General features: G+C 53.5%; 21 protein-coding genes and 1 other annotated feature. Of the genes, 3 read left to right on the plus strand and 18 right to left on the minus strand.

The genetic code is table 11. From position 1 onward, the window contains the following. Positions 1-45 precede the first annotated feature (45 nt). The 6 genes from dapB to ribF all read right to left on the minus strand — a co-directional run bounded on the left by dapB (position 46) and on the right by ribF (position 6,755). Positions 46-861, minus strand: coding sequence for a 4-hydroxy-tetrahydrodipicolinate reductase (gene dapB, locus NR177_RS13620; protein WP_256853068.1), 816 nt, complete (start codon positions 859-861; stop codon positions 46-48). A gap of 210 nt (positions 862-1,071) precedes the next feature. Further along, positions 1,072-2,022 (minus strand): 4-hydroxy-3-methylbut-2-enyl diphosphate reductase, encoded by a 951-nt coding sequence (ispH, locus tag NR177_RS13625; protein ID WP_063878362.1) that lies wholly within the window; start codon positions 2,020-2,022, stop codon positions 1,072-1,074. After that, positions 2,003-2,473, minus strand: a complete 471-nt coding sequence (fkpB, locus tag NR177_RS13630) for an FKBP-type peptidyl-prolyl cis-trans isomerase (RefSeq protein WP_096010957.1) — start codon at positions 2,471-2,473, stop codon at positions 2,003-2,005. Before fkpB ends, ispH begins: the two co-directional genes overlap by 20 nt. 3 nt (positions 2,474-2,476) lie before the next feature. Continuing rightward, on the minus strand, positions 2,477-2,980 hold the full coding sequence (lspA, locus tag NR177_RS13635; protein ID WP_063878360.1) for a signal peptidase II: 504 nt from the start codon (positions 2,978-2,980) through the stop codon (positions 2,477-2,479). Further along, on the minus strand, positions 2,980-5,799 hold the full coding sequence (gene ileS, locus NR177_RS13640) for an isoleucine--tRNA ligase (protein WP_256853069.1): 2,820 nt from the start codon (positions 5,797-5,799) through the stop codon (positions 2,980-2,982). Before ileS ends, lspA begins: the two co-directional genes overlap by 1 nt. Before the next feature lie 29 nt (positions 5,800-5,828). After that, positions 5,829-6,755 (minus strand): bifunctional riboflavin kinase/FAD synthetase, encoded by a 927-nt coding sequence (ribF, locus tag NR177_RS13645; protein WP_063878358.1) that lies wholly within the window; start codon positions 6,753-6,755, stop codon positions 5,829-5,831. A gap of 316 nt (positions 6,756-7,071) precedes the next feature. Here ribF and rpsT point away from each other — a divergent pair, with 316 nt between their 5' ends. Continuing rightward, a complete protein-coding gene (rpsT, locus tag NR177_RS13650) occupies positions 7,072-7,335 on the plus strand; it encodes a 30S ribosomal protein S20 (RefSeq protein WP_006117633.1) in 264 nt (87 codons plus the stop codon). A gap of 468 nt (positions 7,336-7,803) precedes the next feature. Here rpsT and nhaA read toward each other — a convergent pair whose 3' ends face one another. The 6 genes from nhaA to tal all read right to left on the minus strand — a co-directional run bounded on the left by nhaA (position 7,804) and on the right by tal (position 15,930). Continuing rightward, entirely contained in the window at positions 7,804-8,982 is a 1,179-nt protein-coding gene (nhaA, locus tag NR177_RS13655; RefSeq protein ID WP_145393595.1) for a Na+/H+ antiporter NhaA, read from the minus strand. 259 nt (positions 8,983-9,241) lie between these two features. Further along, positions 9,242-10,387, minus strand: coding sequence for a molecular chaperone DnaJ (dnaJ, locus tag NR177_RS13660; RefSeq protein ID WP_063878356.1), 1,146 nt, complete (start codon positions 10,385-10,387; stop codon positions 9,242-9,244). Between the two features lie 102 nt (positions 10,388-10,489). Then, positions 10,490-12,400 (minus strand): molecular chaperone DnaK, encoded by a 1,911-nt coding sequence (gene dnaK / locus NR177_RS13665; protein WP_063878355.1) that lies wholly within the window; start codon positions 12,398-12,400, stop codon positions 10,490-10,492. A 458-nt stretch (positions 12,401-12,858) separates the two neighbouring features. Then, positions 12,859-14,166 carry an MFS transporter gene (locus NR177_RS13670; RefSeq protein ID WP_172898098.1) on the minus strand — a complete coding sequence of 436 codons (1,308 nt, stop codon included), beginning with the start codon at positions 14,164-14,166 and terminating at the stop codon, positions 12,859-12,861. 104 nt (positions 14,167-14,270) lie between these two features. Next, complete coding sequence (gene mog / locus NR177_RS13675) at positions 14,271-14,858, minus strand: molybdopterin adenylyltransferase (RefSeq protein WP_063878353.1); 588 nt, start codon at positions 14,856-14,858, stop codon at positions 14,271-14,273. A gap of 118 nt (positions 14,859-14,976) precedes the next feature. Then, the gene (gene tal, locus NR177_RS13680; protein ID WP_256853070.1) at positions 14,977-15,930 is read right to left on the minus strand and encodes a transaldolase; all 954 of its coding nucleotides are present in this window, start codon (positions 15,928-15,930) and stop codon (positions 14,977-14,979) included. 206 nt (positions 15,931-16,136) lie between these two features. Here tal and yaaA point away from each other — a divergent pair, with 206 nt between their 5' ends. Continuing rightward, positions 16,137-16,910: a peroxide stress protein YaaA gene (gene yaaA / locus NR177_RS13685; protein WP_256853071.1), complete on the plus strand. Its 774-nt coding sequence runs from the start codon at positions 16,137-16,139 to the stop codon at positions 16,908-16,910. Between the two features lie 69 nt (positions 16,911-16,979). Here yaaA and thrC read toward each other — a convergent pair whose 3' ends face one another. From thrC to NR177_RS13710, 5 genes are all read right to left on the minus strand, one after another. Next, positions 16,980-18,263: a threonine synthase gene (gene thrC / locus NR177_RS13690; protein WP_063878350.1), complete on the minus strand. Its 1,284-nt coding sequence runs from the start codon at positions 18,261-18,263 to the stop codon at positions 16,980-16,982. 3 nt (positions 18,264-18,266) lie between these two features. Beyond that, on the minus strand, positions 18,267-19,196 hold the full coding sequence (gene thrB, locus NR177_RS13695; protein ID WP_256853092.1) for a homoserine kinase: 930 nt from the start codon (positions 19,194-19,196) through the stop codon (positions 18,267-18,269). Between the two features lie 2 nt (positions 19,197-19,198). Then, the gene (thrA, locus tag NR177_RS13700) at positions 19,199-21,661 is read right to left on the minus strand and encodes a bifunctional aspartate kinase/homoserine dehydrogenase I (protein WP_256853072.1); all 2,463 of its coding nucleotides are present in this window, start codon (positions 21,659-21,661) and stop codon (positions 19,199-19,201) included. A gap of 25 nt (positions 21,662-21,686) precedes the next feature. Then, positions 21,687-21,811 (minus strand) — a sequence feature (Thr leader region). Further along, entirely contained in the window at positions 21,744-21,818 is a 75-nt protein-coding gene (gene thrL, locus NR177_RS24025) for a thr operon leader peptide (RefSeq protein ID WP_109707012.1), read from the minus strand. Its footprint overlaps the feature before it by 68 nt. 195 nt (positions 21,819-22,013) lie before the next feature. Then, complete coding sequence (locus NR177_RS13710; RefSeq protein WP_096010952.1) at positions 22,014-22,712, minus strand: tRNA/rRNA methyltransferase; 699 nt, start codon at positions 22,710-22,712, stop codon at positions 22,014-22,016. Positions 22,713-23,318: 606 nt separating this feature from the next. Here NR177_RS13710 and arcA point away from each other — a divergent pair. Next, positions 23,319-24,035 carry a two-component system response regulator ArcA gene (gene arcA, locus NR177_RS13715; protein WP_013024548.1) on the plus strand — a complete coding sequence of 239 codons (717 nt, stop codon included), beginning with the start codon at positions 23,319-23,321 and terminating at the stop codon, positions 24,033-24,035. A 47-nt stretch (positions 24,036-24,082) separates the two neighbouring features. Here arcA and creA read toward each other — a convergent pair whose 3' ends face one another. Next, complete coding sequence (gene creA / locus NR177_RS13720) at positions 24,083-24,556, minus strand: protein CreA (protein ID WP_063878346.1); 474 nt, start codon at positions 24,554-24,556, stop codon at positions 24,083-24,085. Between the last annotated feature and the right edge of the window lie 126 nt (positions 24,557-24,682).

The raw sequence follows: 24,682 nt of genomic DNA on the forward strand, positions 1-24,682 counted from the left end.
CAATTCACTAGCGATTGAAATCACCACATCACACAGGTAAACCCATTACAAACTCGATAAATCCAGCACGTCGCGCATGTCATAAAGCCCTGTTTTCTTCTCACTCACCCATAACGCTGCTTTTATCGCGCCCTTTGCAAAGGTCATGCGGCTGGAAGCCTTGTGGGTTATCTCAACGCGCTCACCGTCATCGGCAAACATCGCCGTATGTTCCCCGACAATGTCGCCTGCTCGCACGGTGGCAAAACCAATAGTGTTCGCATGACGCTCGCCGGTATGGCCTTCTCGGCTGTAAACGGCATGTTCATCCAGTTCCCAGTCCATTGCCTCTGCAATTGCCTCGCCCATCGCCAGGGCGGTCCCTGAAGGCGCATCCACTTTGTGGCGATGGTGGGCTTCGATAATCTCAATATCCGCATAATCGCCCATGACTTTGGCCGCTTTCTCCAGCAGCTTGAGTACCAGGTTAACGCCAATACTGAAGTTGGCGGCAAACACAATGCCAATCTCTGCCGCAGCATCACGAATCGCTGCCTTGCCTGCTTCGTCAAATCCTGTGGTACCAATGATCATGGCCTTACGGTGCTCACGACAAATGGCCATGTACTCCAGCGTTCCTTCGGGGCGGGTAAAATCGATCAAGACGTCAAAATCATCGATCACGGCGCGTAAGTCATCGCCCAGGATAACGCCCGCGTTGCCGGTACCGGCCAGTTCGCCTGCGTCGCTGCCGATCAACGACGATCCGGGACGGGCTAATGCAGCGCCCAGTTCAACGCCTTCCATCTGCGCAACCGCCTGGATGAGATTGCGCCCCATGCGCCCCGGTGCGCCCACGATGGCAATGCGGATATTCTTCATATTTATTCATTCCTAAAACAAAACTATGCATGCAAGCGCAATCAGGTTAACGATGAGATAACAACTGCGCCACTCTTTATCAGGGATAATAAGAATTTTTATGCCAGGCAAGGCGGATTATCAGTAAAAGCAATTTCAGCTGCCGCAGGCCTGGTCTGAAAAGCAAAAAGGCCGAACAGAGTCGGCCTTTTAATAACTGCGAGTGTGCGGTTACTGCACATTGCGGACGTCAACCCGCAACTCTTTGGGGACTTCAAACACAATGTTTTCTTCCCGCCCTTCCAGCACTCTCGCTTCGCCACCGCCCAGTTCCTGCAGGCGAGCAATCACGTTCTGAACCAGAATATCGGGCGCTGACGCACCGGCCGTAACGCCAACACAACCTACAGAGACTACCCACTCAGGCTGAATGTCCGCCGCATCATCAATCAGATAGGCAGCTTTACCCATGCGCTGTGCCAGCTCGGCCAGTCGATTGGAGTTGGACGAGTTTTTCGATCCGACCACCAGCACCACATCGGCCTGTTGCGACATTGCCCTTACGGCTTCCTGACGGTTGGTGGTGGCATAGCAAATATCGTCTTTGCGTGGCCCCACGATTTTCGGGAAACGGGCGCGCAGCGCATCAATCACGTCTGACGTATCATCCACCGACAACGTGGTTTGGGTCATAAAGGACAGGCGGTTGTCATCTTTAACGTCCAGTTTCCAGACGTCGTCCGGCGACTCCACCAGATACATCCCGCCCTTGGGGTTATTGTACTGCCCCATGGTGCCTTCCACTTCCGGATGGCCTGCGTGACCAATCAACACCGACTCTTCACCCCGACGGCTGGCACGGGCGACTTCCATATGAACTTTAGTGACTAAGGGACAGGTGGCATCGAAGACGGTGAGCTCACGCCCCTTCGCCTCATTGCGCACCGCCTGAGACACGCCGTGGGCAGAGAAGATCAGGATAGCGCCATCGGGCACTTCCGCGATCTGCTCAATAAAAATGGCCCCGCGCTGACGCAGGCTGTCCACCACGTAGCGGTTATGTACCACTTCATGACGCACATAAACCGGCGCACCAAACAGGGTGAGTGCGTTTTCAACAATGCTGATGGCACGATCGACACCCGCACAAAAACCACGTGGATTAGCCAGCAGAATTTGCATTGTTCGCCTCCAGTGCCGGATCGATATCCAGCACCTCAATATCAAACTGAACGCGGTGGCCTGCCAGCGGATGATTGAAATCCACAGTGATTGAATCACCGGAAATCTCCCGAATCACGCCCGGCATTTCACTACCGCCCATTCCGGTAAACAGCATGATGGCACCGATCTCCGGCTCGCCCGTATCGATAAAATCACGACGGGAAAAGTACTGGATAAGATCGGGGCTGACGCTACCAAAGGCATCTTCTGGCGCCAGCGTGAAATGATGTTTTTCACCCGCTTTTAATCCCAACAGTGCCTGCTCCAGCGGGCCAGACAGGCTACCGTCGCCGAGCCGAAACAGCGCAGGTTTACCGTTGGCGCGGGTGGATTCTGCCACAGAGCCGTCTTCCAGCTTCATGACGAAATGCAACAACACCGCGCTGTCGCCCTGTACAGACTCAGTCATGCTTTACCCTTTTTTAACCTGCTTGCTGGAAGGGTTGAAAAAGCCCTCCAGCACCACCAACGCGGCACCGATACAGATGCCGCAGTCAGCGATATTAAATGTAGCAAAGTGCCAGTTACCGACATAGAAATCGATAAAATCCACCACGAAGCCATGATACGAACGGTCAAACAGATTGCCCACTGCGCCGCCAATGATCAATGCATAGGCGATATTGGCTATCTTCTGACTGGCGCTGTTGCGGTACATCATCACCAGCAACGAGATCACAATTGCCAGCGCAATACCGGCAAAGAACCAGCGCTGCCAGCCGCCTTTATCAGCAAGGAAACTGAACGCTGCGCCGTAGTTGTGCGCATAGAACAGGTTAAGGAACGGCATTAGCGGCTGCGTTTCATGCAGCATCATGTTGTTCATTACCCACTGCTTGCTGACGAAATCAACAACGATAACTAACAGCACCAGCCACAGCCAGCGCAATCCGGTGGAGAAAACAGGTTTACTCATCAGGCAAACTTACGCTCTTCGCCGTTTCCGGCTACGTTGGTGTAACAGCGACCGCACACCGCAGCGTGCTCGGGATTCTGACCGACGTCAGTAGTGTAGTGCCAGCAGCGAGGGCATTTCTCGCCTTCTGCTTTATTCAGGCCGATTTTCAGACCTTTTAACAGTTCGCTCTGCTGCGCGTCACCGCCTGCCTGGGCGTAATCAGCAACCTGTGCGCCAGAGGTCAGCAGCACAAAACGCAGTTCGTTACCTAACGCCTGCAGTTTCGTCGCCAGGTCCGCATCGGCATACAGCGTCACGGACGCTTCCAGCGCGCCGCCGATACGTTTGTCGCTACGCGCCTGCTCAATCACCTTGTTCACTTCACCACGTACTTTAAGCAGTTCTGCCCAGTAGGCATCGTTCAGCGCTTCGTTTTCTGGCAGACCAAACAGGCCGGTATACCACTCTTCTGTGAACACGTACTTCGCCCGATCGCCTGGCAGATAGCCCCAGATTTCGTCGGCCGTGAAAGACATGATCGGTGCCATCCAGCGCACCAGCGCCTCAACAATGTGCCACAGTGCCGACTGGCAGCTGCGACGCGCCAGGCTGTCGCCTTTCGCGGTGTACTGACGGTCTTTGATGATATCGAGGTAGAACGACCCCATTTCCACGGAGCAGAACTGCATCAGGCGCTGAATTACCTCGTGGAAATCGTAGTTCTCGTAGGAGGCAACGATATCAGCCTGCGCAGCCTGCGCACGTCCGACTGCCCAGCGATCGACCACCACCATCTCTTCTGGCTTAACCAGATCGGTTAGCGGATTAAAGCCGCTCAGGTTGGCTAACAGGAAGCGCGCCGTATTACGGATGCGACGGTAGGCATCCGCAGAACGTTTCAGGATTTCGTCCGATACCGCCATCTCACCCGAGTAATCGGTGGAGGCGACCCACAGGCGTAAAATGTCCGCACCCAGTTTGTCCATCACATCCTGCGGTGCAACGGTGTTGCCAATGGATTTGGACATCTTGCGGCCCTGACCATCGACGGTGAAACCGTGCGTCAGCACCTGACGATAAGGCGCTTTGCCCTTCATCGCCGTGGAAATCATCAGCGAAGACATAAACCAGCCACGATGCTGATCCGAACCTTCCAGATACATATCCGGTGTATTTCCGCCAAACTCCGGACGCGCATCGACAACCGAATAGCTGGTTGAACCGGAATCAAACCAGACGTCCAGGGTGTCCGGCACTTTAACGTAGTGATCGGCATCGTCGCCCATCAGATCGCGCGGATCGAGATCCCACCAGGCCTGAATGCCCTCTTGCTCAACACGCTGGGCCACTTTTTCCATTAGCGCCAGGGTTTCAGGATGCAGTGCTTCGGTCTCTTTATGCACGAACAGCGCCATGGGCACGCCCCAGGTACGCTGACGGGAAATACACCAGTCAGGGCGGTTGGCAACCATGGATTCAATACGCGCCTGGCCCCAGTCCGGAATCCACTGAACGCCTTTGATCTCCTGCAGTGACTGAGCACGCAGGCCTTTCTGATCCATGCTGATAAACCACTGCGGCGTGGCACGGAAAATAATCGGGGTTTTGTGACGCCAGCAGTGCGGGTAGCTGTGCAGCAGTTTTTCAACATGCAGCAGGGCACCCTTCTCTTTCAGCAGTTCAACGATCATGTCGTTGGCTTTAAAGACGTTGATGCCGTCAAGACCGGGATAAGTCCCTGGCAGGTAGGCGCCATCGGGGCCGACAGGATTCGCCGTCTCCAGACCATATTTCTGACCAATCACGTAGTCATCCGGGCCATGACCGGGTGCGGTGTGAACGGCACCCGTACCGGCATCCAGCGTGACGTGTTCGCCTAAGACGACTTTGGACTGAATCTGCTCAAGCAACGGATGCTGGAACAGCTGCAATTCCAGTGCCGCGCCCTGGCACTCACCCAGCACGGTCCAGTCGCTGATGCCTGCGCGTTTCATCACGCTCTCAACCAGATCTTTTGCCAGGATCAGGCTGCGGCCATCAATCTGCAGTAGCTGGTATTCGAACTCAGGATGCAATGAAATGCCGCGGTTAGCCGGCATGGTCCATGGTGTTGTGGTCCAGATCACCAGCGAAACCGGGCCTTCTGAGGCGGTGACGCCAAAGGCTGCACGCACCGCATCGGCATCAAGGGCATTGAACATCACGTCGATGGACGGCGAGGTTTTGTCGTAGTATTCCACTTCGGCTTCGGCCAGCGCAGAACGGCAATCCATGCACCAGTGCACCGGCTTGGCGCCTTTGTGCAAGTGGCCATTGCCGATGATTTTACCCAGCGCACGAATGATATTAGCTTCGGTGGTGAAGTCCATGGTGAGGTAAGGACGATCCCAGTCACCCAGCACGCCCAGGCGAATAAAGTCGGCTTTTTGCCCCTCAACCTGTTCGGCGGCATACTGACGGCAGGCGGCGCGGAATTCGGCGGCGCTGACTTTTTCGCCCGGCTTGCCGATCATCTGCTCAACTTTATGCTCGATAGGCAAACCGTGACAGTCCCAGCCCGGCACATAAGGCGAGTCATAACCTGCCATGCCTTTAGACTTCACAATAATGTCTTTCAGAATCTTGTTAACGGAGTGACCAATATGAATGCTGCCGTTCGCATAAGGAGGGCCATCATGCAGGATAAAGGTTTTTTTCCCTTTCTTGGCTTCGCGGATGATGCCGTACAGATTGTCATCATACCAACGTTGCAGCATTCCCGGTTCGCGCTTGGCCAGATCGCCACGCATGGGGAACCCCGTTTCCGGCAAATTCAGGGTTGATTTATAGTCACTCATCAGATTCTCGATTCCGTTTTTCGCTCAGGTTACAGACCAAAAAATTGTCGGGCCGTTACCGTATCTTTCGCAATTTGCTCTTTCAACGCATCCAGTGAAGCAAAGCGCTGCTCGTTTCGTATTTTCTGCTTCAACACCACATCAATGTGGCGACCATAGAGATCCATATTGATGTCCAACAGGTGAACTTCAAGCTGTTGGCGTAAACCTTTTACCGTTGGGCGCGTACCAATATTGGCCACGCCGGGCAGCGGCGTTGGCCCCAGGCCCTCGACTTCAACTGCATAAACGCCTTTGACCGGCGATACGCAGCGCCGTAACGGGATATTGGCCGTAGGGAACCCCAGTGTCCGTCCCAGTGCATCACCGTGCACGACGCGCCCTGAGATACTGAAAGGATGGCCCAATAGCGACTGCGCCAGCGCTAAGTTGTCCTCAGCCAGTGCCTGACGCACCGCTGTGCTGCTGATGCGCTTACCGCCATCACAAAACGTTTCTGTGCTGACCACATCAAAACCATACTGGGCACCGGCTTTCTGTAATAGCAGGAAATCCCCCTGGCGACCAGCGCCAAAGCGGAAATCATCCCCGACAGCCAGATAGTTGACGCCCAGTTTGTTCACCAGCAGTTCGCTGATAAAACTCTGCGCCGATAACGCGGCAAAGCGATGGTCAAAACGCACACAGAGCACGTAATCCACGCCAATTTCTGCCAGGTATTTTAGCTTTTCCCGCAAGCGGGTGAGCCTGGCGGGTGCGCTTTCGCCCGCAAAGAGTTCTAGCGGCTGCGGTTCAAACACCATCACCATCACCGGCAAATTACGTTTGCGTCCTTCTTCCAGCAACCGCCCCATCAGCGCCTGATGACCGCGGTGCACACCATCGAAATTACCGATGGTCAAAACGCAGCCGTGATGCTGCGCATTAAGATTATGAATACCGCGGATAAACTTCATGGCTGACTCAAACCTGTGGAAATCGGCGGATTATACCCTCGAAAGCCGTCAAGGTTAACCCGTGAACACGCCTTTCATGCGTAACAGGCCGTATTTACTGACATGCAGAGCCGTTGAGAGAATTTTGTTGCGAAATACTGTATTCAGGGAGCGGAAGCTGGTAGAATCTTGCGCCATCAAATACGTAACCGAGTGTCGTACAGGTTATCACGAGTAACGACGCTTATTTGCACAAATCCATTGACAACAGAAGGTCCAAAAGGCATAGTCCTCGGCCTTTGATTTGTCTCTATCGAACATATTTGGGAGTTGGACCTTGGCTAATATCAAATCAGCTAAGAAACGTGCCGTAACATCTGAGAAACGTCGCAAGCATAATGCAAGCCGTCGCTCTATGATGCGTACCTTCGTTAAGAAAGTATACGCGGCGATCGCTTCAGGCGACAAAGCTGCTGCGCAGAACGCATTTAATGAAATGCAACCAATCGTGGACCGTCAGGCTGCTAAAGGTCTGATCCACAAAAACAAAGCTGCACGTTATAAAGCAAACCTGACTGCACAGATCAACAAACTGGCTTAATCGCTATTTGTTCATCGCTTTGTTGAAAGAACCGGCGCTACGCCGGTTTTTTTATGCCTGCTGTTTAGCGCCGCCAGGCAACTGTCTCTTCCTGACTTTATCTTCCTGCCCTGCCAGACAACCCACCGCCTCTGCACTGCTCTCAACCTGCCGAACCATGCTGCCGTTCAGGCCCGTAGCGCTCCGGACAGCCTCTCTCACGAGCCCTCTGTCGGGTTATCAGGCCCAGGGTTAACAGAGAAGGTCAATCACGGCGTCCTTGCGAGTTCAGACCGGCCGCAGAGCAACGCGATAACAGCCAGTCAACGCGCGATGTCATCGCGGGTCACAGGCCATATTGAGATGTTGAGATGTTGAGATGTTGAGATGTTGAGATGTTGAGATGTTGAGATGTTGAGATGTTGAGATGTTGAGACAGGAACCAGCATTGCTGCAACACCGGATGAATGTGTTGCAGCAATGGCTTTTTTATCGCAGCTTGATGCGCAATAAGGTGTAGCCCAGCACGGCGGAGAGCAGTGAACCGCTAAGGATACCGAGCTTAGAGAACGTCACTAACTGCTCGTGGGCAGCGTCAAAGGCTAGCGAACTGATAAATATCGACATGGTAAAGCCAATGCCGCACAGCACGCCAATCGCCATGATATCGCGAATAGTCGTGCCGCCGGGCAAGGCTGCCAGCCTCAGCTTCACCGCCAGCCAGCAAAACAGCGTAATCCCCAGTGGCTTACCGATTAACAGGCCCAGGATGATACCCAGTGGTTCCGGCGACAACACGTCGCCAAAGGTGATGCCCGTCAGCGAAATGCCAGCGTTAGCAAAGGCAAACAGCGGCAGAATCAACCAGTTCACCCACGGCATTAAACCGTGCGCAAGGTGTTCCGCTGGCGAATGACCGTTTTTCTCTTCCAACGGCACGAAGAAGCCCACAATGACGCCCGCCAGCGTGGCATGCACGCCAGACTTCAGAACCGCGGTCCACAACACCATCCCAACCAGCATGTATACCGCGATGTTCCGCACGTTACAGCGGTTCAGCACGGCCAGCACCACGATAGCGCCTGCCGCCACGCTCAGGGACATCACAGACAGGTCGCTGGTGTAAAACAGCGCGATGATGACGATGGCACCCAGGTCGTCGATAATCGCCAGCGCCATCAGGAACACCTTCAGGGCGGGGGGAACACGACTGCCAAGCAGGGCAAGCACGCCGAGCGCAAACGCGATATCAGTAGCAGTAGGAATCGCCCAGCCATTTCGGGCTATCTCATCACCATGGTTAAACAGCAAAAACACAATGGCAGGTGCTGCCATGCCACCGACTGCGGCGATAACCGGAAAGATGGCCCGATCGCGACTGGCGAGTTCACCAGAGATCAGTTCGCGCTTCACTTCCAGACCAATCAGCAGGAAAAAGAGCGCCATGAGCGCATCGTTGATCCACAGAAGCAGATTTTTACTGATATCCAGTTCGCCGAAGCGAATCTGTACCGGTGTGTCCAACAAAGCCTGGTAGCCCTGGGCGGTGGAAGCGCCATTAGCGAGGATCATAGCGACGACCGCAGCCAGAATGAGCACCATGCCGTTACTGGCATCACTCTCAATAAAACTTTTCAGTAAATGCTTGATACGACGAGGTTTTGACAAAACGCACTCCTCCTGAGCGGAAAACACAATGCCGAGCAGTGTAACGATTCACTGAACCCGAGAAAAAGCTTATTTATCTGCTTTTACACTAAGTCCGACGTTTTGTTACATCAAAGGGTGAGCCAGAGCAGGCCGGAAAGAGGACGATATCGGTGAAAGGGGCAGCATAAAGTGCGCGAGAAACCGTGTCAGCCGCGCAGAGCGCATAAAAAAACGGAGAGTCTCCTCTCCGTTTTTAATCACGCCAGACCGCTGTGAATTAACGGGTTAAGTCGTCGAAGAATTTCTTCACGCCGTCGAAGAAGCTTTTGGAGCGCGGGCTGTTATGTTCGCCGCTGGGTCCACCAAAACTCTCTTCCAGCTCACGCAGTAACGCTTTTTGCTTGTCGTTGAGGCTGACAGGGGTTTCCACCACCACACGACACAGCAGATCGCCTACCGCACCGCCGCGCACCGATTTCACACCGCGTCCACGCATACGGAACAGCTTGCCGGTTTGGGTTTCTGCCGGCACTTTCAGCTTCACCCGACCATCCAGCGTGGGCACTTCAATCTCACCGCCCAGGGCAGCCATCGCAAAGTTGATCGGTACTTCGCAGTACAGGTTATTCTCTTCACGCTCAAAGATCGGGTGTTTTTTCACCGACACCTGAACGTAGAGATCGCCCGCTGGCGCGCCCTGCTCACCGGCTTCGCCTTCACCGCTCAGACGAATACGGTCACCCGTATCCACACCAGCAGGAATTTTCACCGACAGGGTTTTCGATTTCTCTACGCGACCGTGGCCGTGACAGGCATTGCAGGGATCTTTAATCACCGAGCCGCGACCGTGACAGGTCGGACAAGCCTGCTGGACGGTGAAGAAGCCCTGACGCATCTGTACCTGACCTGCACCATGACAGGTTGAACAGGTTTGCGGTTTGGTGCCCGCTTTTGCGCCGCTGCCATGGCACACGTCGCACTCTTCCAGCGTCGGAATACGGATCTCTTTGGTCACGCCGCGAACCGCTTCTTCCAGCGTCAGCTCCATGTTGTAGCGCAAATCTGCACCACGGGATGCACGCTGACGGCGGCCACCACCAAAGATGTCACCGAAAACGTCGCCAAAGATATCGCTGAAATCTGCACCGCCGCCGCCAAAGCCGCCACCGCCGTATCCGCCACCGCCCATGCCACCTTGTTCAAAGGCAGCATGACCGTACTGATCGTAGGCCGCACGCTTCTGCGGGTCGGTCAGAATTTCGTAGGCTTCTTTCGCTTCTTTAAATTTGGTTTCCGATTCTTTATCACCGGGATTGCGGTCCGGGTGATGTTTCATCGCCAGGCGTTTGTAAGCCTTTTTGATTTCACGCTCGTCTGCAGATTTGGCGACGCCTAAAATCTCGTAGTAATCACTCTTCGCCATTTATTTAGCCCTTAACATGATCGCACGGGCGTGGAGAAAACTCCTACGCCCGTGCTGGTTTCAACGGCTGTCAGGGCAACCGTCGCGCCCGGTCAGGGGCAATTATTTCTTATTGTCTTTCACTTCTTCGAATTCAGCATCGACAACGTCGTCATCTTTTTTCGCTGACGCTTCGCCGGCTTCCGCTGCACCCGCCTGAGACTGCTGTGCTGCTTCCATCAGTTTGCTGGAGACTTCCATCAGCGCCTGCATTTTCGCGTCGATTTCTGCTTTATCTTCGCCTTTCAGCGCAGTTTCCAGCGCACTCAGTGCAGCTTCGATAGGCGCTTTGTCGTCGGCTGACAGTTTATCGCCCACTTCGTCCAGTTGCTTACGTGTGCTGTGAGCAATCTGGTCGCCCTGGTTACGGGTCTGCACCAGCTCTTCGAACTTACGGTCAGATTCAGCGTTAGCTTCCGCATCACGTACCATTTTCGCAATTTCATCTTCATTCAGACCTGAAGAGGCTTTAATGGTGATCTTCTGCTCTTTACCGCTGTTTTTGTCCTTCGCCGATACGTGCAGGATACCGTCCGCATCGATGTCAAAGGTTACTTCAACCTGCGGCATGCCGCGTGGCGCAGGCTGGATGCCGTCCAGGTTAAACTGGCCCAGTGACTTGTTGTCATTGGCACGCTTACGCTCACCCTGCAGCACGTGAATCGTTACCGCAGACTGGTTGTCTTCTGCCGTTGAGAACACCTGGCTGTGCTTGGTCGGGATGGTGGTGTTCTTGCTGATCAGCGAGGTCATCACGCCGCCCATGGTTTCGATACCCAGCGACAGCGGGGTTACGTCCAGCAGCAGAACGTCTTTAACATCACCACCTAACACACCGCCCTGTACCGCAGCACCCACGGCAACCGCTTCGTCCGGGTTAACGTCTTTACGTGGTTCTTTACCAAAGAATTCCGTTACTTTTGCCTGAACCAGTGGCATACGCGTCTGACCACCCACCAGGATGACGTCGTTGATGTCAGAAACGGACAGACCGGCATCCTGCAGAGCGACTTTCAGCGGCTCGATAGAGCGGGCAACCAGATCTTCAACCAGTGATTCCAGTTTCGAACGCGTTACTTTAATGTTCAGGTGCTTAGGACCGGTTGCATCCGCCGTGATGTACGGCAGGTTAACGTCAGTCTGCTGCGCAGAAGACAGCTCGATCTTGGCCTTCTCTGCGGCTTCTTTCAGACGCTGCATCGCCAGCGGATCGTTGTGCAGGTCAATGCCCTGATCTTTCTTGAATTCCGCAACCAGGTAGTTAATCAGACGGCTGTCGAAGTCTTCACCACCCAGGTGGGTATCACCGTTGGTCGCCAGTACTTCAAAGGTTTTTTCGCCATCAACTTCATCGATTTCGATGATAGAGATATCAAACGTACCACCACCCAGGTCATACACCGCGATAGTGCGGTTGCCCTGGCCTTTATCCAGACCGTAGGCCAGCGCCGCGGCGGTAGGTTCGTTGATGATACGTTTTACTTCCAGACCTGCGATACGGCCGGCGTCTTTGGTCGCCTGACGCTGCGCATCGTTAAAGTAGGCTGGAACAGTGATAACCGCTTCAGTAACGGGCTCACCCAGAAAATCTTCAGCCGTTTTCTTCATCTTTTTCAGGACTTCCGCAGAAATCTGCGGTGGTGCCATTTTCTGGCCTTTGACTTCCAGCCATGCGTCGCCGTTATCGGCACCCACAATTTTGTATGGCATGATTTTGATATCACGCTGTACTTCTTCGTCCTGGAAGCGACGGCCAATCAGGCGCTTGATCGCAAACAGGGTATTCTGCGGGTTGGTGACAGCCTGACGTTTAGCCGGTTGTCCGACCAGAGTTTCCCCGTCCTGGGTGTAAGCGATGATCGAAGGCGTGGTGCGATCGCCTTCCGCGTTTTCAAGCACACGCGCTTTCGTGCCGTCCATGACCGCAACACAAGAGTTGGTTGTACCCAGGTCAATACCAATAATCTTACCCATCTAAACATCTCCCACTTAAATTCGTTGCCAGTTTGGGTTGTGAACCTTTTATGTGGGCGGGTTGCTTACATTCAACCCATCCTCACATGCTTTTTTTTACAACGTTCACAACGCTCGATGACAAGTAAATGGGGTCGCTTAGAAGCGCATCAAGGGTTAAATGAAAAAAAATTTTCAGTACCTGTCAGACCAGGATCAAAGACGGTGATGATTACGCTGAAGATTATGCGGCTCGCCGCGCTCATTCTGCGTTAAGCCGACCACCCGATTAACGAGGAGAATTGCGCTGAGTAACGCTGACAACAACAATGGCTACCCTGCCCCTGAGAGTTAACAGGATGTGGCATGGGCTGTTGTTTGCCACGCAACAGTACACAGGACGCAAGTGTACCCTTCTGCCGACTGGCGCGCACGCCGCCCGCTCAAAGCAACACGCGAAGCCAGGCTCCGCGTGTGATTTATGCCTGTTTTATCCCGTCGTACAGGTCCGGCTCATGACTGATATCTTGTCTGAGCCAGAGACCGGTCAGCAATCCCACCAGCGCAAGCGCCATGACATACCAGCCAGGCGCCATAGGGGAGACCGCTGTCAGCAGCGTCACGCAAATCGGCGTCAGGCCGCCAAATACCGCATAAGAAAGGTTGTAAGAGAAGGATAATCCGGTGAAACGGACCTCAGCGGGGAACGCGCGAACCATGATAAAGGGCACAATCCCGACCACGCCAACGCTAAAACCCACCAGCCCATACAGCGGAAACAGATAGTCGGGATACTGGGGAGCCAGGGAATAGAACATCCAGCTACACAGCGCCAGCAGCAGGCTTCCGATGCTTAGCGTCCGGCTGGCCCCGAAACGGTCCACCAGCAGCCCGGCAACGATGCAGCCCACACACAACATGATAATCGCCATGCTGTTCGCCTTTAAGGTGAGCGCGGGGGCCATACCATGCTGTTTCTGCAGCCAGACCGGCGCCATTAAAATCACCACCACGATGCAGGCCGACAGCATCCAGGTCAGCAGAATCGAAATCACCACCGATTTTTGATGCTTCATCACCACGGTTTTCAGCGGTAGCTCCTGTGCCAGGGTTTTACGCTGCTGCATTTCGACAAAAACCGGGGTTTCATGCAGCCAGCGGCGTAAATACATTGCGCCGAGGCCAAACAATCCGCCCAGGAAGAACGGAATGCGCCAGCCACCATCATGAATGGCCTGCTGGGTCATAGAAGTATTCATTAAGGTCGCCACCACCGAGCCCAACAGGATGCCGATAGTGAGTCCGGCGGTCAGTGTACCGCAGGCGATGCCAATCCGTTTGTAAGGCACATGCTCCGCCACAAAAACCCATGCTCCAGGGACTTCGCCGCCAATGGCCGCGCCCTGCAACATGCGCATCAGCAACATCAACAAAGGTGCAGCCAGGCCAATCGTGTCCCAACCCGGCAGCGCGCCCATGGCAAGCGTTGGCAGCGCCATTAACAAAATGCTCAGGCTAAACATTTTTTTGCGCCCGACTTTGTCGCCAAAGTGAGCCATGACAATCCCGCCCAGCGGACGTGCCAGATAACCCGCAGCGAAAATGGCAAACGTCTGTAGCTGGCGGAGCCATTCAGGAATGTCGCTGGGGAAGAAGATTTCGCCAATCACGGCGGCAAAAAAAACGAAGATGATGAAGTCGTAAAATTCCAGCGCGCCACCCAGCGCCGCGAGGGCCAGCGTTTTATAATCCTGGGGTTTCAGGCGCGGTGTCTCAAGTGTGGTCATAAGCGTCCATAGAAAGTGAAAGCAGTTGTAAAGCTGCGCTTACTATACCGTCAATTGATCACCACACCAGCGAGCCTGTAGCTTATTCCTGAAAAGCAGAATATTTAGTTATTTATCTCACGTATCGCGCTTTTGGGGCGAAAAGCTGCTACTACATCGGCGTTCGTTTCAACATAGGGACCTTCGAGCAACTGTAAACAATAAGGTACGGCGGCAAAGATACCCGGCACCTTCACCTTACCCTGCGCGTCTTTAAGCCCTTCCAGGGTTTCCTTGATCGACTTCGGCTGGCCTGGCAGATTAAGAATAAGTGACTGCTTACGGATCACCCCCACCTGACGCGACAGAATGGCGGTAGGCACAAACTGCAGGCTGATTTGCCGCATCTGCTCACCAAAACCCGGCATCTCACGATCGGCCACGGCGAGCGTGGCATCGGGCGTGACATCACGTCGCGCCGGGCCGGTCCCGCCGGTGGTCAAGACCAGATGGCAAAAGCGTTCATCGACCAGTTCACAAATCGCCTGTTCGATCATGGGCTGTTCATCAGGGACCAGGCGCGTTTCCACTTCAAAAGGGGTGCCGATCGCGCTGTTGAGCCAGGCTTCCAGGGCAGGAATCCCCTGATCCTGATAAATCCCGTTCGCGGCGCGATCGGAAACCGAGATCAATCCGATACGTAATGTGTTCATGATGATATTCGCTGTGATTTACCGCAGGGCGGTGGATGAGAAAGGACGTACTAAGAAGAATAACAAACGGTGGCGGAAAGGGAAAACCGTGGCGACAGTGCCGCCACGGTAGAAAAGATTACAGCATTTCTGCCAGCATCTTCTCGAGTTTGCCCTGGTCGATGGCAAAATTACGAATGCCTTCGGCCAGCTTGCTGACGGCCATTGGGTCCTGGTTGTGCTGCCACAGGAACTCAGATTCGGTCATCCTGGCCGGACGCGCTTTGACTTCGCCGCTATAGCTCAGCTTACGCTCCAGGGTCCCTTCACTTTCCGCCAGCTCTTTCAGCAGCGCAGGAGAAATAGTCAAACGGTCACAGCCAGCCAGTTCAATGATTTCGCCGACGTTACGGAAGCTTGCGCCCATCACCACGGTTTCATAACCATGCTGCTTGTAGTAGTCATAGATTTCAGACACGGAAACCACGCCTGGATCTTCGTGTGGCGCGAACTCTTTCTTGTCCGTGTTCGCTTTATACCAGTCGAGGATACGGCCCACAAAGGGTGAAATCAGATACACGCCCGCTTCAGCACAGGCACGCGCCTGAGCGAAAGAGAACAGCAGAGTCAGGTTACAGTTGATGCCTTCTTTTTCCAGCTGTTCTGCCGCGCGAATGCCCTGCCAGGTTGACGCCAGCTTTATCAGGATACGATCGTTGCTGATACCGGCGTCGTTATACAATTTGATCAGGCTGCGTGCTTTCGCGATGCTGGCGTCGGTGTCATAAGAAAGGCGAGCATCCACTTCGGTGGAAACACGGCCCGGCACCAGCTTAAGGATTTCCAGACCAATGTTAACGGCCAGCTTGTCGGATACCAGCTGCAGCTGCTGTTCTTTGTCGCTGCTCTGCTGGCGCGCCCAGGCGATCGCTTCATCAATCAGTTTGCGGTATTCAGGGATTTGAGCAGCGTTGAGAATCAGAGAAGGGTTGGTGGTCGCGTCCTGGGGCTGATACAGCTTCATCGCTGCGATATCACCGGTGTCGGCCACTACGGTGGTCAGTTGACGCAGGGAGGTCAGTTTGTCCGTCATGTTTTTTCTCTTAGTTAACTGTCAGGGTGATAAAAGGCTGTTGGGATAATATCACGCGGTAACGGTGGTGCAAGGTCAGGGAATGCCGTTTACGATAGCGCGAACAAATAGGAGTGATTTGCCGATCCTTGCGGCTTTTTTGCTACACTGCGGGCGACAATTACAGGCTAACCCCTTAAAAAAAGGGACTCATTGAGGACGCGACGATGTTGATGGTGATCTCTCCCGCCAAGACGCTGGATTATGAAAGCCCCCTGGCGACACAGCGCTTTACCCAGCCTGCGCTGTTAGAAAAGTCACAACAGCTGATTAAAATTGCGCGCAAGCTGTCGCCTGCGCAGGTCGCGTCATTGATGAGTATTAGCGACAAGCTGGCGCATTTAAATGCTGAGCGTTTTAACAGCTGGCAGCCCGATTTCAGCCTGGAGAATGCCCGTCAGGCCATTCTGGCGTTTAAAGGCGACGTCTATACCGGTTTGCAGGCCGAAACCTTTAGTGAAAAAGACTTCGACTTTGCTCAGGATCATCTGCGCATGCTGTCTGGCCTGTATGGCCTGCTGCGTCCGCTGGATTTAATGCAGCCTTATCGGCTGGAGATGGGCATCAAACTGGCTAACCCGGCAGGTCAGGATCTCTACAGTTTCTGGGGCGATCTGTTAACGGAAAAACTTAACGACGCGCTGGCAAGCCAGAGGGATGACGTGTTGATTAATCTGGCTTCCGATGAATACTTCAAAGCGATTAAGCCGAAGAAGCTACACGCGCGCCTGATTAAACCGGTCTTTCTGGACGAGAAAAACGGCAAGTTCAAAGTGATCAGTTTCTACGCGAAAAAGGCCCGGGGATTGATGAGTCGCTATATCATTCAGCACCGCCTGACGAAGCCAGAACAGTTAACGCGGTTTGACGTTGATGGCTATGCGTTTGCCGCTGATGAAAGCCGTGAGAACGAACTGGTGTTCAAACGCGCCGAACAGTAAAACTGCCGACGTATCGGTCTTTCAAGACGCAGAGGGGGTGAGTGCCCCCTCTGCGTGATGACCTGAACACTACTTAAGCAAAAATGCCCGCAGTTGAGCAAAATCCGCGTTCATCTTGTGCGACAGCAAGGGCAAATCCGCACGCTCAGCCAGTTCTGCAGGCAAGGCCAGTTTCTGATCCAGAATGCTTTCCACGCTCTCCAGAAACTTAGCCGGATGCGCCGTGCCAAGGAATAAACCAAACTCCCCGTCCTGCAGTTGATCACGTAACAAACGCCAGGCAATTGCCGCATGTGGCTCAGATACGTAACCCAGTTTAGCCAGTTCGCGCATGGCTTCGCGCGTCACATCGTCCGTTACCGCGCCGTAAGCCAGATCGCCCAAACGCCAGGTTTTGCGACGGAACAACTCTTCCACACGCGGCCAGTTGTTTGGCTGGCTGACGTCCATCGCATTCGACAGCGTCGCGACGGTAGCGTTAGGCTGCCATTCGCCGTTGCCAAGGAAACGTGGCACGGTGTCGTTGGCATTGGTCGCGGCGATAAAACGCTTAATTGGCAAGCCCAGTGACTTCGCCAGCAGACCGGCCGTTAAATCACCAAAGTTTCCGCTTGGCACTGACACGACCAGTTGATTACGTTTCTCCTGCGGCAGTTGGGCAACCGCTTCGAAGTAGTAACAAATCTGCGCCAGCAGGCGGCTGATATTAATTGAGTTGGCGGAGTTCAGGCCGATGGCCTTCTTTAGTTCCTGATCGTCAAACGCCTGCTTAACCAGCGACTGACAGGCATCAAAATCCCCCTCAATGGCGATGGTTTCAATGTTGCCGCCAAGGGTACAGAACAATTTTTCCTGTAACGGGCTAATTTTTCCCTGCGGATAGAGAATAACGACACGCACGTTTTCCATACCGTAAAACGCGTGGGCCACGGCGGCACCGGTATCCCCGGAGGTCGCTGTCAGAATGGTGATCTGCTCATCTGAACCGCTGACGTAGGCCAGCATTTGAGCCATAAAACGACCGCCAAAGTCTTTGAACGCCAGCGTCGGACCGTGAAACAGCTCAAGACAGGCGATATCGTCGCTCACTTCTTTCAGCGGGGCCGGGAAGGTAAAGGCGGTTTTAAGACGTTCGGTCAGATGCTGCGCCGGGATTTCATCACCAATATAGGCCGACAGGATTTTACTACTGCGCGTAACAAAATCCATTTCCAGCATGGCATCGATGTCGGTCAGTTCAAATTCCGGCAGTTCGAGCGGAAAAAACAGCCCTTGCTGTGAACCCAAACCCTGTTTCACCGCCTGGGCGAAGCTGACCTGCTCGTTGTGATCCTTAAGATTGTAGAGTTTCATGCGTTATCCCAGTTTACGTGCGCCAGCCGTATCAAGACGGCAGATATGGACGAAGCCTTCATCGTTCTGCAGATAGTGCTGGCTCAGCCAGTCGGCCACCTGCTGTGCCGTTTCCATTTGGTTGCAAATGGCGAATAGCGTGGGGCCTGAGCCCGAAATCCCGCAGGCCAGCGCCCCAATGTCCAGAGCGGCCTGACGAGCCTGGGCAAAGCCCGGTAACAGCTGAGTACGATAAGGCTCAGCAATGACATCCTGCATCAGTTTAGCGGCCAGCGCAGGTTGGCGCGTATGACAGGCGTGAACAAAACCTGCCAGCAGACGACCGTGTTTGATGCAGTCCTGTTTAGCATACTGCGCCGGTAAAATCGCCCGCGCTTCAGCGGTCGAGACTTTAATGCCCGGATAGGCCATCACCCACAGCCAGTCGTCAAATCCCGGTACTGGCTGACTGATAATACCGTTTTCTTGCAAAATCAGCTGAATGCCGCCAAGGAAACAGGGCGCAACATTATCGTAATGGACGCCACCGGAGACGCGCCCTTCCAGTTCGCCCATCAGGTTCAGAAGCCGGGTATCATCCAGGGGTTTACCGCAAAACTCATTCATCGCCATCAGTCCTGCCACTACAGAGCAGGCGCTGGAGCCAAGGCCTGAGCCAATCGGCATATTTTTTTCCAGCGTCATCGCCACCGGCACCGTTTTGCCAATCGCTTCACAGAAGCGCTGCCAGCACTGATAAACGATATTCTCTTTGGGGTCGCTGGGCAGTTTACTGACAAACCGGCCCGAATTGATCAGGCTAAAGCTGTCAGCGGCCTCAACGGACACGCAATCCCCCAGCAACGAACCATCGGCTGGCGATACCGTCGCGCCCAACACGTCAAACCCCACGCTGACGTTACCGATTGAGGCTGGCGCATAAATTTTTACCATCATTACACTCCCAACTTCCATGACAGTGTGCGCAGCAGATCGGCGAAAACGCCTGCGGCTGTCACATCATTTCCTGCACCGTATCCGCGTAATACTAACGGAATCGGCTGATAATAGCGGCTGTAAAAAGCCAGCGCGTTTTCGCCATTTTTGACTTTGAAAAGCGGATCGTTACCGTCAACCGCATCGATCTTCACTTTGCAGGCTCCGCCCTCTTCGATCACGCCAACCAGACGTAACACTTTCCCTTCAGCACGCGCCTGTTCCACTCTGGCTGCAATCGCCGCATCGGCGTCGGGTAACTGCTGCATAAACTGTTCAACATCGGCAATCGCGTTCAGGTGCGCGGGCAGTAGCGGTTCGATATCAACATCGCTCATCTCCAGCGAATGGCCTGCTTCACGTGCCAGAATCAGTAGCTTACGCGCAACATCCGTACCAGAAAGATCGTCACGTGGATCGGGCTCAGTAAAGCCCATCTCACGTGCCATGCGCGTCGCTTCTGACAACGATACACCTTCGTCCAGCTTACCAAAAATATAAGACAGTGAACCTGACAGAATACCGGAGAACTTAATCAACTCATCGCCTGCATTCAGCAGGTTCTGCAGGTTCTCGATCACCGGTAATCCCGCGCCGACGTTCGTGTCATACAGGAACTTACGACGCGAGCCGGCCGCGGCAACACGCATCTTCTGATAGTATTCCCACGACGAAGTATTGGCCTTTTTATTTGGCGTGACCACGTGAAAACCTTCGGCCAGAAAGTCCGCGTACTGGTCAGCAACCGCCTGACTCGATGTACAGTCCACAATCACCGGATTCAGTAGATGGTACTCTTTGACCAGGCGGATTAAGCGCCCCAGATTAAACGGCTCTTTGGCCTGTGCCATTTCGCCTTTCCAGTTGCTGAGATCGATACCGTGGACGTTGGTTAACAGCGCGCGGGAATTGGCGATGCCGCAAACACGCAGATCAATATGCTTTTGCTTGAGCCACGCCTGTTGACGATGCAACTGATCCAGCAATGCACCGCCGACACCGCCGACCCCTACTACAAAGACTTCAATCACCTGGTCGGTGGCAAACAGCATCTGGTGCACGACGCGCACGCCCGTGGTGACGTCATCATTATTGACCACGACCGAAATGGAGCGTTCAGACGAGCCCTGAGCAATGGCGATAATATTAATGTTGGCGCGCGCCAGCGCAGAGAAGAACTTCGCTGAAATTCCGCGCAGGGTGCGCATCCCGTCACCCACGACCGAGATAACCGCCAGATTTTCGATAACGTCCAGCGCATCCAGTAAGCCATCTTTCAACTCAAGGTAGAACTCCTCTTCCAGCACGCGGCGCGCACGCGCCTGCTCGCTCTGCGGTACGCAGAAGCTGATGCTGTATTCAGAGGACGACTGCGTGATTAACACCACCGAAATGCCGGTGCGCGACATGGTGGCGAACACGCGGGCCGCCATGCCGACCATGCCTTTCATTCCCGGGCCGGAGACGTTAAACATCGCCATATTATTCAGGTTAGTGATGCCCTTAACCGGGAAGTCGTCCTGTTCGCCATGACCGCTAATCAGCGTGCCGGGGGCTTGCGGGTTAGCGGTGTTTTTGATCAGGCAAGGGATTTGAAACTGTGCAATAGGCGCGATAGTGCGTGGATGCAGGACTTTAGCCCCGAAATAGGACAGCTCCATGGCTTCCTGATAAGACATGGATTTAAGCAGGCGAGCATCCGGCACCTGGCGCGGATCGCAAGTATAAACCCCGTCCACATCGGTCCAGATCTCACAGCAATCGGCGCGCAGGCAGGCAGCCAGCACCGCCGCCGAGTAGTCAGAACCGTTACGTCCCAGCACGACCAGCTCACCCCGCTCGTTCCCGGCGGTAAAACCGGCCATCAGGATCATATTTTCTGCGGGAATTTTACTGGCTTCAATGCGGCGGGTTGATTCGGTGATATCGACAGTCGACTCAAGATAGTGGCCAATGGCTAAGAGTTTCTCGACCGGATCGATAACGCTGACGCCATAGCCTCGCGCCTCAAGCAGCTTTTCCATAATGGCGATAGAGAGCTTCTCACCACGACAAATAATGGCGGCATTGACGCTGTCCGGGCACTGTCCCAACAGGCTGATACCGTGCAGCACCTGCTTGAGTTGGGCAAACTCGCTGTCCACGCGGCTTTTGAGTCCGTCATAGTCAAAACCGGGTTGAGCCTCGGCCAGGCCCTGCAACAGTTCAGCAAAGATGCGCGTAGCGTCACTGATATTCGGCAGCGCATCCTGGCCGCTGATGGTTTTTTCAATCATCGCGACCAGATGGTTGGTGATCTTAGCAGGCGCAGAAAGCACGGTGGCAACCTGTCCTTGTTGCGCATTACTTTCCAGAATATCGGCCACGCGCAGAAAACGTTCTGCATTCGCAACCGAGGTCCCACCGAATTTCAGCACTCGCATGATGTCAACTCTCCTGATTTTGAGTCAAAAAAAAACCCGCACTCGTGAGGTGCGGGCTTCTTTTCTGTTTTTCCTGGATGCGTCAGCCCGCCCCTTTACCGATGGTAATGGTAATGGTGGTGGTAATAATTGTGGTGTTCAGGCTGTGATTACGCATTCAGATTTATTTTTTTCTGTCTGTCATTGATTGTCCGTCTGCGTCAAGAAGTAAAGCAAAGCGCACATCAAGTCAACGGTTTTATCCTTTGCGCAAATATAAACCACAATGTTTAGCATCCTGTTAAACAAAAAAAACCTGGCGAATCGTTTGGCATACCGCGCTTCATTAACATCTGTCACTAGATAGTCAGGTTTAACCCGAGGATTTATCTGCCAGCTTTTTTTCCACGTCATGCAGTAAACGATGCAGCATGGCACTGTCGCGCTGCTCCAGCAGGCCAATGCGCTGGTTAATCCAGTCTGACATTTTGCTGTCGTCACTGACCTCTAACTGCAACAGTAGCTGTTCAAACCGCTGGCGCAGCGCATGGAGCTGTTGTGCATCGGCAGACGGTGCCACCGGCGCGGCCACCTGGTTGAGCGCCGACAGCTGGTAGCAGTAAACCATGACCGCCTGCCCCAGGTTCAGTGAGGGATAGTCATTTGCCATCGGAATACCGGTGAGCAGGTCGACCTGTTCAAGCTCTTCGTTGGTCAGGCCGCTGTCTTCACGGCCAAACACCAACGCCATGCTGTTCACCCACTGCCGTTTCTCAAGCAACTGGGCCTCAACCTGTTGTGGCGTCGCATAATAGCGGAACCGGGCCCGGCTTCGCGCAGTGGTGGCGACGGAAAAATCGATATCCGCCAGCGCGTCGGTCAGTGTCTCAAAGGTTTTTACCCTATCCAGAATGTCTCCCGCACCATGTGCCACGCGCCGTGCTGCCGGGTCCTGCCATGCATCGCTGGCAACAATCCGCAATTCGCTGAATCCCATGGTTTTCATGGCGCGGGCAGCCGCACCGATATTTTCGGCCCGGGCAGGTGAAACGAGGATAAGAGGAAAAAGCATGATTGTTCCATCAGTTAATGTGTACGCCAGTAGTGTAACATGGCCCCTTATTATTAAGGGATATAGGCAGTCAGGTTAAGACCCTGAAATACATGTTAAAACACGTTAAAAAAGGCCGGAGAGTGTGTTTTTATCATAAAGTGCACATTATCAGAATAGTCCAAATAAAAGCCTTTCATTTCAGTCCACTGTAATAGTAAGTTCCTAACATCATATTTTGTGACAACCCCGTCTCACCGGCACAAAGATGATGCTTTATGTCAGCCAGCACGCTATTTTTTGAGATGTTTTTCACAGAAATGTTAACGTGCTACAATTGCATTTGATATAAGTCAACGAAGCGTTGTTTTTATGCTTACCAGTTGTTGTTATTGCTGTTAGGTTGCTGTTAATACAGTTAGTATATGTTTCAAATTATTTATTCCGCAGGGCATGGAATCTTTATCCCGGCTGGCTGAGCTAACACTGTTGTTGACCTTGATAAAAGCTTATCAAAATTTACTTTCGTACAACGGTTCAGCAAAGCTTGCCGTTCTCCGCACTGGAGAGCACCTAACCGCTGTACGCCCTGTTTTCAATTTAGTTGGCAAAATTAGGTAGCTAAACATGCAGACCCCGCACATTCTCATCGTTGAAGACGAACTGGTCACGCGTAATACCCTCAAAAGTATTTTTGAGGCGGAAGGTTATGTCGTATATGAAGCCACCGACGGTGCAGAAATGCATCAGGTGTTGACCGACAATGATGTCAATCTGGTTATCATGGACATCAACCTGCCAGGCAAAAATGGCCTGTTACTGGCGCGTGAACTGCGTGAGCAAGCTAATGTGGCATTGATGTTCCTGACCGGACGCGATAATGAAGTCGATAAGATCCTTGGGCTGGAAATTGGTGCAGATGACTACATCACCAAACCGTTCAACCCACGTGAATTAACTATTCGTGCCCGTAACCTGCTGTTGCGCACCATGAATTTGCCTTTGCCTAATGAAGAGCGCCGCCAGGTTGAAAGCTACAAGTTCAACGGCTGGGAGCTGGACATCAACAGCCGATCGCTGATCAATCCCAACGGTGAGCAGTACAAACTGCCGCGCAGTGAGTTCCGTGCGATGCTGCACTTCTGCGAAAATCCGGGCAAGATTCAGACACGTGCTGATTTGCTGAAGAAGATGACCGGACGCGACCTCAAGCCACACGATCGTACCGTTGACGTGACGATCCGTCGTATCCGCAAACATTTTGAATCCACGCCAGATACCCCGGAAATCATCGCCACCATTCATGGTGAAGGCTATCGTTTCTGCGGCGACCTGCAGGATTAATCTGTCGTTTTTTAAACGCCCTCACGGGCGTTTTTTATGTCCTGGCCTTAATGCCACGGCATAATCGGTACGGCGCTCAACGCATTTTTGGGTGAGCCATCCACCACTTTGTCTGAGTACGCCAGATAGACTAATGCGTTACGCTTGCTGTCAAAGAAACGCACAACCTGCAGTTTCTTAAAGATCAGCGACGTCCGCTGGCGGAACACCACGTCCCCTTCTGCTTTACCTTTGGCAATTTTTTCACTCAGTTCAATCGGCCCAATTTGCTGGCACGAAATGGCCGCGTCAGATGTATCCTCCGCTAATCCCAGCCCGCCCTTAATGCCGCCTGTTTTAGCCCGGCTAATGTAGCAAGTGACATTTTTTACGTCAGGATCGTCAAACGCCTCCACCACAATTTTATGATCAGGTCCAAATATCTTAAACACGGTGTTGACGGAGCCAATCTCTTCAGCCAGCAGCGGACCGGAAAACAGTAAACCTGCGAAGGTGAGGATTACAAGACGAAGTGTTGTCATTGAGTTACCATTGCAAATGTAATAGATGAGCATGTAATGTACTGTTAATTGATGCAATCACCAACGTAAAAAGGGTAGAAATTCCCGCGTAGATAGCACAACAATCCCTGTCAAAACCGAACATGT

The organism is Pantoea sp. Fr+CA_20, assembly GCF_024520835.1.
Classification (GTDB): Bacteria; Pseudomonadota; Gammaproteobacteria; order Enterobacterales; family Enterobacteriaceae; genus Pantoea; species Pantoea allii.

Coding starts and splice junctions, on each gene's coding strand:
- mog (WP_063878353.1), bottom strand. CDS start 14,858: ATGAACACATTACGTATCGGATTGATCTCGGTTTCCGATCGCGCCGCG.
- yaaA (WP_256853071.1), top strand. CDS start 16,137: ATGTTGATGGTGATCTCTCCCGCCAAGACGCTGGATTATGAAAGCCCC.
- lspA (WP_063878360.1), bottom strand. CDS start 2,980: ATGAGTAAACCTGTTTTCTCCACCGGATTGCGCTGGCTGTGGCTGGTG.
- NR177_RS13670 (WP_172898098.1), bottom strand. CDS start 14,166: ATGACCACACTTGAGACACCGCGCCTGAAACCCCAGGATTATAAAACG.
- ileS (WP_256853069.1), bottom strand. CDS start 5,799: ATGAGTGACTATAAATCAACCCTGAATTTGCCGGAAACGGGGTTCCCC.
- creA (WP_063878346.1), bottom strand. CDS start 24,556: ATGACAACACTTCGTCTTGTAATCCTCACCTTCGCAGGTTTACTGTTT.
- dapB (WP_256853068.1), bottom strand. CDS start 861: ATGAAGAATATCCGCATTGCCATCGTGGGCGCACCGGGGCGCATGGGG.
- thrC (WP_063878350.1), bottom strand. CDS start 18,263: ATGAAACTCTACAATCTTAAGGATCACAACGAGCAGGTCAGCTTCGCC.
- ribF (WP_063878358.1), bottom strand. CDS start 6,755: ATGAAGTTTATCCGCGGTATTCATAATCTTAATGCGCAGCATCACGGC.
- NR177_RS13710 (WP_096010952.1), bottom strand. CDS start 22,712: ATGCTTTTTCCTCTTATCCTCGTTTCACCTGCCCGGGCCGAAAATATC.
- thrB (WP_256853092.1), bottom strand. CDS start 19,196: ATGGTAAAAATTTATGCGCCAGCCTCAATCGGTAACGTCAGCGTGGGG.
- ispH (WP_063878362.1), bottom strand. CDS start 2,022: ATGCAAATTCTGCTGGCTAATCCACGTGGTTTTTGTGCGGGTGTCGAT.
- fkpB (WP_096010957.1), bottom strand. CDS start 2,473: ATGACTGAGTCTGTACAGGGCGACAGCGCGGTGTTGTTGCATTTCGTC.
- dnaK (WP_063878355.1), bottom strand. CDS start 12,400: ATGGGTAAGATTATTGGTATTGACCTGGGTACAACCAACTCTTGTGTT.
- thrA (WP_256853072.1), bottom strand. CDS start 21,661: ATGCGAGTGCTGAAATTCGGTGGGACCTCGGTTGCGAATGCAGAACGT.
- tal (WP_256853070.1), bottom strand. CDS start 15,930: ATGACGGACAAACTGACCTCCCTGCGTCAACTGACCACCGTAGTGGCC.
- dnaJ (WP_063878356.1), bottom strand. CDS start 10,387: ATGGCGAAGAGTGATTACTACGAGATTTTAGGCGTCGCCAAATCTGCA.
- arcA (WP_013024548.1), top strand. CDS start 23,319: ATGCAGACCCCGCACATTCTCATCGTTGAAGACGAACTGGTCACGCGT.